This window comes from Solemya velum gill symbiont (assembly GCF_002020255.1).
In the GTDB taxonomy this organism is placed as follows: Bacteria; Pseudomonadota; Gammaproteobacteria; order Chromatiales; family Chromatiaceae.
This window is the reverse complement of the sequence record NZ_MPQG01000010.1, coordinates 83116-93843: the sequence shown is the minus strand read 5'-3', so window position 1 is coordinate 93843 and position 10728 is coordinate 83116. Positions and strand designations below refer to the sequence as shown.

11 protein-coding genes and 1 tRNA gene are annotated in these 10728 nt (G+C 52.4%); 6 read left to right on the top strand and 6 right to left on the bottom strand.

Translation table 11 applies throughout. From position 1 onward, the window contains the following. Positions 1-213: 213 nt before the first annotated feature. Together BOW06_RS08400 and ispB are read right to left on the bottom strand one after the other, a co-directional pair. A tRNA-Pro gene (locus BOW06_RS08400) sits at positions 214-290 on the bottom strand. Between the two features lie 5 nt (positions 291-295). Beyond that, a complete protein-coding gene (gene ispB, locus BOW06_RS08395) occupies positions 296-1258 on the bottom strand; it encodes an octaprenyl diphosphate synthase (protein ID WP_043117918.1) in 963 nt (320 codons plus the stop codon). Positions 1259-1425: 167 nt separating this feature from the next. On the opposite strand from ispB, the gene BOW06_RS08390 reads away from it, so the two are divergent. Genes BOW06_RS08390 through BOW06_RS08380 form a run of 3 tightly spaced genes read left to right on the top strand, consistent with a single transcriptional unit; the run spans position 1426 to position 3589 of the window. Beyond that, complete coding sequence (locus BOW06_RS08390; RefSeq protein ID WP_043117916.1) at positions 1426-2826, top strand: sodium-dependent transporter; 1401 nt, start codon at positions 1426-1428, stop codon at positions 2824-2826. Continuing rightward, positions 2827-3261, top strand: coding sequence for a type II toxin-antitoxin system RatA family toxin (locus BOW06_RS08385; RefSeq protein WP_043117390.1), 435 nt, complete (start codon positions 2827-2829; stop codon positions 3259-3261). Further along, a complete protein-coding gene (locus tag BOW06_RS08380) occupies positions 3251-3589 on the top strand; it encodes an RnfH family protein (RefSeq protein WP_043117388.1) in 339 nt (112 codons plus the stop codon). Before BOW06_RS08385 ends, BOW06_RS08380 begins: the two co-directional genes overlap by 11 nt. Here BOW06_RS08380 and BOW06_RS08375 read toward each other — a convergent pair whose 3' ends face one another. Then, positions 3590-4075, bottom strand: a complete 486-nt coding sequence (locus BOW06_RS08375) for an outer membrane protein assembly factor BamE (RefSeq protein WP_078454636.1) — start codon at positions 4073-4075, stop codon at positions 3590-3592. It lies immediately after the preceding gene. A gap of 90 nt (positions 4076-4165) precedes the next feature. On the opposite strand from BOW06_RS08375, the gene fur reads away from it, so the two are divergent. Then, complete coding sequence (gene fur, locus BOW06_RS08370) at positions 4166-4588, top strand: ferric iron uptake transcriptional regulator (protein ID WP_043117385.1); 423 nt, start codon at positions 4166-4168, stop codon at positions 4586-4588. Here the strand turns inward: fur and recN are convergent. Next, positions 4576-6249: a DNA repair protein RecN gene (gene recN / locus BOW06_RS08365; RefSeq protein WP_043117384.1), complete on the bottom strand. Its 1674-nt coding sequence runs from the start codon at positions 6247-6249 to the stop codon at positions 4576-4578. The genes fur and recN overlap by 13 nt on opposite strands. Positions 6250-6264: 15 nt before the next feature. Beyond that, positions 6265-7146, bottom strand: coding sequence for an NAD(+) kinase (locus BOW06_RS08360; protein WP_043117382.1), 882 nt, complete (start codon positions 7144-7146; stop codon positions 6265-6267). Between the two features lie 189 nt (positions 7147-7335). On the opposite strand from BOW06_RS08360, the gene BOW06_RS08355 reads away from it, so the two are divergent. Continuing rightward, positions 7336-8520 (top strand): O-succinylhomoserine sulfhydrylase, encoded by a 1185-nt coding sequence (locus BOW06_RS08355; protein WP_043117381.1) that lies wholly within the window; start codon positions 7336-7338, stop codon positions 8518-8520. A 152-nt stretch (positions 8521-8672) separates the two neighbouring features. On the opposite strand, the gene aroG is transcribed toward BOW06_RS08355, so the two are convergent. Next, complete coding sequence (gene aroG, locus BOW06_RS08350; protein WP_078454635.1) at positions 8673-9731, bottom strand: 3-deoxy-7-phosphoheptulonate synthase AroG; 1059 nt, start codon at positions 9729-9731, stop codon at positions 8673-8675. Positions 9732-9922: 191 nt separating this feature from the next. Between aroG and BOW06_RS08345 the strand changes: the two genes are divergently transcribed. After that, complete coding sequence (locus BOW06_RS08345) at positions 9923-10663, top strand: Crp/Fnr family transcriptional regulator (protein WP_052132212.1); 741 nt, start codon at positions 9923-9925, stop codon at positions 10661-10663. Positions 10664-10728 lie beyond the last annotated feature (65 nt).

Sequence of the window (10728 nt, the reverse complement as noted above, 5' to 3'; positions counted from 1 at the left end):
TGCTCCTCTAACTTTGGTCGGTGAGAGAAGCTACCTATGCTACCGCAGCTTGCCCTCTAACCAACTCTGTTGAGTTGCACTTGGAAATTGAATTCACGTTCTAAATCAATACATAACTAAAGGGTTATGCCTATCATTCATGTATCCGTCATGTATCCGTATATGAAAAAACCGCCTCCCCCGATGGGTGAGGGAGCCGGTTTTTTTCATTTTTGGTCGGGGTGAGAGGATTTGAACCTCCGACCGCTCCGTCCCGAACGGAGTACTCTACCAAGCTGAGCTACACCCCGAAATGTTAGAAAGCCCGTGCGACCGCAAAATCAGCGAGATCCGACAGTGCATCACGGTATTCAGATGCAGGTAATGCCCCTAATGCCTGTTTGGCTTTTTCTGCATGCTCTTTTGCACGGTTGGTTGTGTATTCGATGGCATCGCTTTGATTGATTGCTGCCATGACGCGCTCGATTTTATCACGCCCGCCCTCTTCGATGGCAGAGCGGATCAGGTTTCTGGATTTTGGATTTCCGCTCTCCATGGCACGAAGCAGTGGCAGGGTTGGCTTACCTTCTTCGAGGTCGTCACCGATATTTTTGCCGATATCCTGGCCGCTATAGTCGAGAGCGTCATCGATAATCTGGAAGGCGATACCAAGTTGCATGCCGTAGTTGGCAAGGGCCGATTCGATATTTGAGTCGCTCTGCGTAATCACCGCTGCAAGCCTGGTGCCGGCCTCGAACAGGGTGGCAGTTTTTCGGACGATGACGTCGATATACTGCTCTTCGCTAATATCCGGATCGTTACAGTTAAGCAGTTGCAGCACCTCGCCCTCGGCAATCTGGTTGGTTGCATGCGAGAGGACATCCATAACCCGCATCTCCCCGACGGAGACCATCATCTCGAATGCGCGCGAGTAGAGAAAGTCGCCTACCAGCACACTTGCCGGGTTGCCCCATACATGATTGGCTGTATCACGGTCACGACGCTGATCCGAGCTATCGACAACATCATCGTGCAGCAGGGTTGCGGTATGGATAAATTCAATGATGGCAGCGATGTCGAGATGCTTGGCGCCCTCGTAACCAACGGCCTTTGCTGCCAGAAGCACAAGTAACGGACGCAGGCGTTTGCCACCGCTATTGACGATGTACTGACCGATCTGGTTGATCAGGGTGACGTCTGAGTAGAGCTGCAAAAGAATCAGGTCATCTACCAGGTGGAGGTCACGGCTAACGAGGGTACGGGCTGTTTCTACTGTCATACTGCGCTGTTTTTTCGACTGGAAGGGCAATCCTATGGAAGCCTGACTCCTTGGTCAAGACAAAGATGTGTCTCGTTCAATTTTCAGGATTTGAGAGACTTGGCCAGATGGGGGACAATAGCCTTTTATTTGTACTATAGAATTTGGCTGCCGAGCGGGAGAATCTGATGAGTGAGTCAACCTCAATCCATGGACAATGGTCCTCGCGACTGGTGTTTGTACTGGCGGCGACCGGTTCGGCTGTCGGATTGGGAAATATCTGGAAATTTCCCTATATCACTGGCGAATATGGCGGCGGAGCATTCGTACTCGTCTACCTGGGTTGTATTCTCCTGGTTGGCCTGCCGGTCATGATTGCCGAGATTCTTCTCGGTCGTCGTGGGCGTCAGAGCCCGATCAACACCATGCGTATGCTTGCCTCTGCCCAGGGAGTCTCTCCCGCGTGGTCATGGCTTGGCTGGGCCGGTGTGATTACCGGTTTTCTGATTCTCTCTTTCTATAGCGTCATAGCCGGTTGGGCAATCTCCTATGCCTGGGAGACTTTTTCAGGGACTTTTTCGGGAGCCAGCGCCGAGGAGGTTGGCGATGTCTTTGGCACACTGGTCTCTTCACCCGGGCAACTGCTTTTCTATCACACCCTGTTTATGCTGCTGACCATGTATGTGGTTGGGCGCGGAGTCAAGCAGGGGCTTGAGAAAGCTGTCACTATCCTGATGCCCATACTTGCGATTCTGCTTGCCATCATGGTTGGCTATGCCCTTGCGCAGGGTGCTGCCGCTGAGGGTCTCAGGTTTTTGTTCCAGCCTGATTTCAATGCTGTTTTCCAAAAATGTACTGAAGAGTCCGGTACGCAGGTTTGCACCTTTACCCGTGAACCTCTGCTTGTTGCGCTTGGTCATGCTTTTTTCACCCTCAGCCTGGGTATGGGAGCGATCATGGTTTACGGTTCTTACATGCCGTCCAATGTTTCGATAACACGTGCAGCATTGATGGTTGTGGCTGCAGATACTGTCATTGCACTGTTCGCGGGTATGGCAATTTTCCCACTGGTATTCGCCAACGGTCTTGAACCTGGTTCCGGCCCGGGCCTGATATTCCAGACACTGCCGATTGCCTTCGGTCAGATGCCAGGTGGGTTGCTCATCGGAGGACTGTTTTTTGTGCTGCTGGTGTTCGCCGCCTGGACTTCATCGATTTCACTAATCGAGCCTGCGGCCGCCTACCTGGTGGAAAACAAGGGAATGTCACGCCCATTGGCAGCATCCACAGTTGGTGGAATTTGCTGGGTACTGGGTATAGGCACAGTACTCTCTTTCAATCTGTGGTCTGACTACAAATTGTTCGACAGGACTTTCTTTGATCTTCTCGATTACCTGACCGCCAATATCCTGTTGCCACTGGGTGGATTGTTTATCGCAATCTTTGTCGGTTGGATCAGCAAGCGCCACCTGTCAGAATCAGAGTTGTCATTATCACCCGGACTATTTAAGGCATGGTGGTTTGTTCTCCGCTTTCTCGCACCGCTGGGGATTTTCGTTATCTTTCTCAATGCCATCGGAGTTGTATAGGTGGCAGTGGTAGAGAAAAGCGCCCTGGTACAGCACTCGGCGGGTGAGATGTACCGCCTGGTAAATGATGTGGAGCAATACCAGAATTTCCTGCCATGGTGCAAATCGTCACGCCTGGTATCGCTTGAAGGCGATACAATGATTGGTGAATTGGTTGTAGCAAAGTCGGGTGTCACGCAGAGTTTCAGTACCCGCAATACCCTCACTGAAAACAGACGGGTTGAACTGCAGCTTGACAAAGGGCCATTCAAAAGGCTCACAGGTCAGTGGGAATTCACGCCACTGCGTGAGGATGCCTGCAAGGTGTCATTAAGACTTGAGTTTGAATTCAGCGGCCGACTCATGAACGCAGCTTTTGGAGCTGTATTTTCGCAAATTGCCAATACCATGGTGGATTCTTTCTGCAAAAGGGCTGACGAGATTTATGCAAACTGAACAGATACATGTAGAAGTCGCCTATGCATTGCCACAGCGACAGTTGATTCTCGATTTTGATGCTGATGCCGGGATTACCGTGAAACAGGCGATTGTCGATTCGGGGATTCTCGCTGAATTTCCCGAGATTGATATTGAAACGGTTAAGGTCGGTGTTTTCGGCAAGCTGGCGAAGATGGATGCCGTGCTCAATAATGGAGACAGGGTCGAAATTTATCGCCCACTGATCGCTGATCCCAAAGAGGCTCGCAAGAAACGTGCGGCCGAGGGCAAGAAACTCACAAACCGGGCCAAGAGTGCCCCGGCTGGTGCTAAAAAAGAGGCCTGATTATTCGCTTCTGGCTTCGTCGGCGATGCCGATTTTTTTCAGGGTGCGCTTGAAGATGCCTTCACCCCGGTAATCGGGTACTGTTACGACAACACGCTTCGCTTCCTGCTCACTGCGCTCGTCTGCCTCGTAATCGCCTTCGACGCGGTCGACGAGATCATCGGTGAAGTAAATCGACAGGGTTTTCAGAACAGGTTCCTCGCCTGGAACATCAATTGAGTAGATATAATCCCAGCGCTCCTGGTGGAATACATCAACCAGTGAAGGTGAGCCTAGCGAGATACGTACTTCATCCTTGGACATGCCAGGTGATAGCTCCTCCAGCGCGTCTTCCGTCAGAATATTGCCTTGCTGGATTGTCGCCTTGTGGACAAGTGCCCAATTGGAGATGGAATCGGGTACTATAGAGGTGATTTTTTCAGTGGTACTGCAGCCCGAGGCGAGCAGACCGGTGAAAATGGCTGATAGTGTTAGAATCTTGTTCATTGGTGATACTTGCAATTAGCGTGTCCGGGACAGAATCAGGCCATACTATAACCTAAAAAAGCGATTATTTGACAGCAGTGACGGAAAATAATGGACGATCAGAACATTCGTGATGCAGGACTCAAGGTCACCACGCCGAGAGTCAAAATCCTTGAAATCCTCGAAAGCAGTGATTTGCGCCATATGAGCGCAGAAGATGTCTACAAGGCACTGCTGGAGCGGGAAGAGGAGATTGGCCTGGCCACAATCTACCGGGTATTGACCCAGTTTGAGGGTGCGGGACTGGTTCAGCGCCACAATTTTGAAGGTGGGCAGGCTGTTTTCGAACTGGACCACGGTGGCCATCACGACCATATCGTGTGTATGGATTGCGGTCATGTCGAGGAGTTTGTCGATGAGGGGATCGAGCAGGCACAACACCGGGTGGCTGAAGAAAAAGGTTTTGAATTGTCAGATCATTCCCTGATTCTCTACGCAAGATGCACCAAAAAAGAGTGCATTCATCGCAGCTGATTGCCCCGGCTGACCATCTCGGCCGCATGATCAAGGGTTCGCTCGGTCATCTCCACACCACCTAGCATGCGTGCAATCTCCTGCACTCGCTGCTCTTCATCCAGCGCAACGACAGTTGAGCTTGTGCCACTTTTGCTGCTCTCTTTTTCGACTCGCAGGTGTTGATGTGCCTGTGATGCCACCTGTGGCAGATGGGTAACGCACAGAATCTGTCGCTTTGATGCGATTTGCCGCAACAGCTGACCGACCACCTCGGCGGTTGCGCCGCCAATGCCGACATCCACTTCATCAAATATCAGCGTTTCAATTTTACCGATGCCAGCGGTGACAACCTGGATGGCAAGGCTGATGCGTGACAGTTCGCCGCCAGAGGCAACCTTAGATATCGGTTGAGGTGCCATGCCGGGATTTGCCGAGACCAGGAATTCGACTGTCTCCTGACCGTATCTTAGTGGCTCTTCGCTCTTGGCCGGATGCAGTGCCACCTGGAACTCACCATGCGGCATTGATAATTGCTGAATCTGTTCTGTCACATCCTGCTGCAGTTTTTTTGCAGCCTTTTGGCGTGATTTAGCAAGTTTTTGTGCAGCTGATTTCCATGTTTGTTCTGCCTTGTCAAGTTGCTGCTGCAGGGCCTCGAGTGTCTCGTCGGCATTTTCGAGGCTGGCAAGTTGTGTTTTCAGACCCTCTTGCAGGCCAGCCAGTTGGTCAGGATCGCATTGGTATTTTTTTGCCAGCGAATGATAGTTTCCGAGACGCTCATCAACCTCTGCAAGCAGCTGGGGGTCAAGCTCCACCGTGCCGGCATAGCCTTGCAGTCCGCTCGACGCCTCCTGGATCTCGATCAATGCGGATTTGATCATCGCATGGCTTTCGGCAAGCGACGGGTCGAGTTCAACCAGTTCCCCGAGTCGGTTGTCGGCATTTTGCAGTCGCTCCTCAGCCCCGGAACCGGCATAGAGCTGCTGCGTGATCTCATCAGCAGTCCTGATGAGTGTTTGTGCATTGGCGAGGCGTTTCTGCTGCTGTTCAAGTTCGTGCCATTCACCGTCAATGGGGGAGAGGCCATCGAGCTCCTGCAACTGAAACTGCAGCAGTCGCAGTTGATCACGATGTTCATTCTGCTGGTCGCTCAGTTCCTGCAGCTTATCTTTTGTTGTCAGCCACTCCTGCCAGGCAGACTCAACTGCCTTGCAGAGTTTGTCATGCGCAGCAAATCCGTCGAGCAGCTGGCGCTGATGTTGCCTGGATCCGAGTGACTGGTGTGCGTGCTGGCCATGGATATCGATAAGACGGCTGCCAAAATCATCGAGCAGGGCAAGTGTTACCATCGAACCATTGATGTAGGCCTTGGAGCGTCCGTTGCTGTTGAGTACGCGCCTGATGATGCATTCACCTTCATCAGTCGGGATCTCCTGCTGTTCGAGCCAGGTTGCCATTTCCACATCCGGCAGGGTGAATTGGGCTGTAATTTCAGCGCGTTCGCACTGGCTGCGAATCAGAGAACTGTCGGCCTTGTCACCGAGCACCAGTCCGAGTGCATCGACCAGAATCGATTTACCGGCACCGGTTTCACCGGTGAGGGTCGTCATGCCGTTGCTGAAATCAATTTCCAGTGACTCGATCGTCACGAAGTTGTGAATCTGGAGCGCAGTCAGCATCCTGTAGGTTTCCGGTCAGGTACGATTATGGCCCCAGCCGAGTTTCTCGCGCAGGATCTGGAAATGATCATGACCACTCGGATGGATGAGGCGTACAGGATGGCTTGCACGGCTGATTGCCAGGACCTGGTTTTCTCTAATGCTCAGGTGTGTCTGCCCGTCACAGGTGATGCAGACATGCTCGCTGGGCGTGCGACCACAACTGCGGATCTCGATCAGGCTGGTGTCAGCTACCACGATCGGCCGGTTACTCAGTGTATGCGGGAATATAGGCACCAGTAGAATGGCGCCCATAGATGGCATGATGAGTGGGCCACCACCTGACAGGGCATAGGCGGTTGAGCCTGTCGGCGTCGATATGATAATGCCGTCGGATCGTTGGGTCTCAACAAAATTATTGTCGATGCGAAGTTCAAACTCGATAATGCGCGCGGTGTTCCACTTGTGGAAAACGACATCATTGAGCGCCTGTGCCGAGTCGAGGACTGTACCATCCTGGTCACGAATTTCTGCCTGCAGTAGAAAACGCAGGTCTTCCTCGTAACTGCCGGCAAGTATTCTGTCGAGACTGTCGAGCATCTCCTGCGGGGAGATATCGGCAAGAAAACCGAGACGCCCGCGGTTAATACCAACTATAGGTACATCGTAGGGTGCCAGGGTACGGCTGCTGTGCAGCAGGGTGCCATCGCCACCAACCACGATGACAAGGTTGGCAGTTTCTGCAAGCTGGTTGAGTGGCATCTGCCTGCTTTCCGGCAGGAATTCGGCCATTCTCTCGTCGACGAGCAACTCGATGCCGGCTGCCTGCAGGTGGGCATGCAGCGGCTGCAGCAATTCACCGAGGGTCGGGTCGCCTCTTTTGCCGGTAATGCCAATGCAGGGGAAGATGCTGCTCAAGTGATCGCGCCTGTTCGTCTATATTAATAGTGAAAATTAACATGTGTGGCATTATTGCGCTACACTTGGATTTCCGATTGATGGCGCCGATTTGTCTCAGATTGCGGGCGCTTGATAAATTCAGCTAAAACGAGGGTTATGCTTTTTTTTGAGTAAACCCTTGTTGTACAGATTGAGGGTTATTAGAAAATGCATGATGAACATGAGTGGGATGTATCAACTATAGCAATCCGAACCGGCCACCAGCGCACGGCGGAGAGTGAACACTCGGAACCAATCTACCCGACTTCCAGCTTTGTATTCGACACGGCTGCCGAAGCCGCAGCGCGCTTTTCAGGCGACATGCCAGGTAATGTCTATTCACGCTTTACCAATCCCACCGTAAAAACATTTGAAGCGCGTCTTGCAGCGATGGAAGGCGGAGACTCCTGTGTGGCCACGGCTTCCGGCATGGCCGCGATTCTCGCCACCTGTATGGGCCTGCTGGAGCAGGGCGATCACATCGTCAGTTCACGTGCAATCTTCGGCTCGACGGTCATGCTGTTCAACAAGTACCTGTCACGCTTCGGTATTACGACCAGCTACGCAGAACTTTCTGATCTCGATTCATGGAAGGATGCGATTACCCCCGAGACACGCATGCTGTTTCTCGAGACGCCTTCCAATCCGTTAACCGAGGTGGGCGACATCGAGGCGCTGGCGCAGCTTGCGCACGATAACGATGCAATCCTGGTTGTCGATAACTGCTTCTGTACCCCGGTTGTACAACAGCCGCTGAAACTGGGTGCGGATATCGTGGTGCACTCTGCTACCAAGTATATCGACGGGCAGGGACGTTGTGTTGGCGGCGCTGTTGTTGGTGACAGTAAACGTGTTGGTGAAGAGGTGTTTGGTGTTCTGCGCACAGGTGGTCCGGCCATGAGTCCGTTCAATGCCTGGGTCTTCCTGAAGGGCCTCGAAACCCTTGAATTGCGTATGCAGCGCCACTGTGACAATGCCGCCAGTCTGGCAACCTGGCTCGAGCAACAGGATGCAGTTGAAGAGGTCTATTTTCCGGGACTTGAATCACACCGCCAGTTTGCGTTGATTCAGAAGCAGCAGCGTATGCCCGGCGGTATCGTCTCTTTCATTCTCAAGGGGGGCAGGGAGAAGGCGTGGCAACTGATTGACTCAGTCACCCTGATGTCGATTACAGCCAACCTCGGGGATACCAAGAGCACCATAACCCACCCGGCAACGACAACCCATGCGCGCCTGACTCCGGAGGAGAAGGAAGCGGCTGGTATTGCTGAGGGCCTGGTGCGTATTTCGGTTGGACTGGAAAACGTGGATGATCTGCTTGCCGACCTGGAGCGTGCTTTTTCGGGGCTCTGATCCAGACAGCGTTTTCGTCATCTCTGGCCACAATTATCGTCACCCCGGGTTTGACCCGGGATCCATCAGGAACAGCACACAAAAAAATGCCGGCTCAAGGCCGGCATGACAATTTTTTTGGGGTGAGTGTGCGCTATTGCACACTCATTACATCAAACATTGCGACGTTCCCGCACAGCCTCGGCAAGTGTATATAGCAGCGGCTTGGTATCATCCCATGCGAGACATGCATCCGTGATGCTCTGCCCGTAAATCAATTCAACATCCGGCTTGTGATCTTGTCTGCCACCGACAAGATGGCTCTCGATCATTGCGCCGATTATCCGCTTGTCACCACGAGAAACCTGCCCGGCCACATCGTTGCCGACATCAACCTGGCGCTCATGCTGTTTCTTGCTGTTGGCGTGGCTGAAATCAACCATCAGGTTAGGCGTGAGACCCGCTTTCTCGAGATCCTGTGCTGCTTCCTCGATACTCTCGGCATCATAGTTTGGACGAGAGCCGCCGCGCAGGATGACGTGGCAATCTTCGTTGCCGCTGGTCGAGAAGATCGCTGAATGTCCCTCTTTGGTGAGTGACATGAAGCTGTGCGGATTACTTGCAGAACGGATTGCATCAATGGCGATCTGCAGGCGGCCATCTGTACCGTTTTTGAAACCGACAGGGCAGGAGAGTCCTGAAGCGAGTTCACGATGTCCCTGGCTTTCAGTGGTTCTCGCACCGATAGCGCCCCATGCGATGAGGTCGGCGATGTACTGCGGGCTGATCAGGTCAAGAAATTCGGTCGCAGTCGGCATGCCCATATTGTTCAGGTTGAGCAGCAGTTCGCGTGCTACATGCAGACCCTTGTTGATATGGAAGGAGTCATCAAGAAAAGGATCATTGATCAGACCTTTCCAGCCAACTGTTGTACGCGGTTTTTCAAAGTAGACGCGCATGATGATCAGCAGGTCATCCTTGAGCTCCTCTTGCAATGGAGCCAGCTTTTCAGCGTACTCGAGGGCCGCCTTGGTGTCATGCACCGAGCATGGGCCAACAATGATAACCATGCGGTCATCCTTGTGAGCAAGAATATTGTGAATTGCCTGGCGTGTTTCGAACACGGTTCTGGAGGCCTCTTCACTAATCGGGAAAGCCGCGCGCACTTTTTCAGGTGCAGCAACTTCCTTGATTTTGACGATGCGCAGATCGTCAGTAGCGTAACTTGTCATGTAACTTCTGCCCGGTGGTAATATCAGCTTTATCGCGGTGCATTATACAAAAAAACGGGCGCCCGTATTCTTCTTGTCGCATGTAAGAGCAAGAAAAATAGTTGTTTTGCATAGAAATTGCCGGATTGAGTGGGCCCACCTGTCGGCTTTGCTACTATAATGCTTTCATTGAATGGGGCATGGATTGATACATGACGATAGAAGCTGAGCTAAGGAATGGGCATCTGTTTGCCCAACTGGATGAAGAACAACTTGCGAGAGTGAGTCAGCATGCAGTCAGGAAAACTCTGGATACGGGAGAGTTCCTGTTTGACCAGGGAGATAATGCCGATCGTTTCTACTATGTTGTCAGTGGCCAGATCAAACTCTTCAGGGCTACGCCTACAGGCAGTGAGAAAATCATCGAGGTGATCACTCCGGGCAGTACATTTGCGGAAGCCTTGATGTTTCTTGAGCGGCCCCTGTTTCCTGTCGGTGCACAGGCGCTGACACCTGCCGAGGTCATCAGCATTAATTCAGTCAATTTTGCTGCGATGCTGAAGGAGTCGGTTGATACCTGTTTTCTGTTGCTGGGTGACATGAGCCAGCGCTTGCGTGGCCTGTTGCGTGAAATCGATGAACTCAGCCAGTACAGCGCCATCAGTCGTGTTGCCGCCTACCTGCTGCAGTCGGCTCCGCAGAAGAGTGACACTTTTGAATTGCCCGTACCGAAGCAGGTGCTGGCTTCGCGCTTGTCGGTCAAGCCTGAAACCCTTTCGCGCATCATGAAGCAACTGGTTCAAAATGAAATAATCCAGGTCAAGGGTAGCAAAATTGAAATTATTGACCGCAGCAACCTGAAAAAAACAGCTGATGCCTGTGCGGTTCAGCAGGATCAGTTGCAGGCGACCTTTCACTACCCGCACGATCCCCGCATTAGCGAATCTGAGTAGGCGCGAAAATCCGGCTTGATCAATATCAAGCACAATCCGGTGAATGTGTGTTCTTGTATAGAGCA

Excerpts from the sequence above, each read along its gene's own strand:
- ispB (WP_043117918.1), bottom strand. The coding sequence starts at position 1,258 with ATGACAGTAGAAACAGCCCGTACCCTCGTTAGCCGTGACCTCCACCTG.
- BOW06_RS08390 (WP_043117916.1), top strand. The coding sequence starts at position 1,426 with ATGAGTGAGTCAACCTCAATCCATGGACAATGGTCCTCGCGACTGGTG.
- BOW06_RS08380 (WP_043117388.1), top strand. The coding sequence starts at position 3,251 with ATGCAAACTGAACAGATACATGTAGAAGTCGCCTATGCATTGCCACAG.
- BOW06_RS08375 (WP_078454636.1), bottom strand. The coding sequence starts at position 4,075 with ATGAACAAGATTCTAACACTATCAGCCATTTTCACCGGTCTGCTCGCC.
- fur (WP_043117385.1), top strand. The coding sequence starts at position 4,166 with ATGGACGATCAGAACATTCGTGATGCAGGACTCAAGGTCACCACGCCG.
- recN (WP_043117384.1), bottom strand. The coding sequence starts at position 6,249 with ATGCTGACTGCGCTCCAGATTCACAACTTCGTGACGATCGAGTCACTG.
- BOW06_RS08355 (WP_043117381.1), top strand. The coding sequence starts at position 7,336 with ATGCATGATGAACATGAGTGGGATGTATCAACTATAGCAATCCGAACC.
- aroG (WP_078454635.1), bottom strand. The coding sequence starts at position 9,731 with ATGACAAGTTACGCTACTGACGATCTGCGCATCGTCAAAATCAAGGAA.
- BOW06_RS08345 (WP_052132212.1), top strand. The coding sequence starts at position 9,923 with ATGACGATAGAAGCTGAGCTAAGGAATGGGCATCTGTTTGCCCAACTG.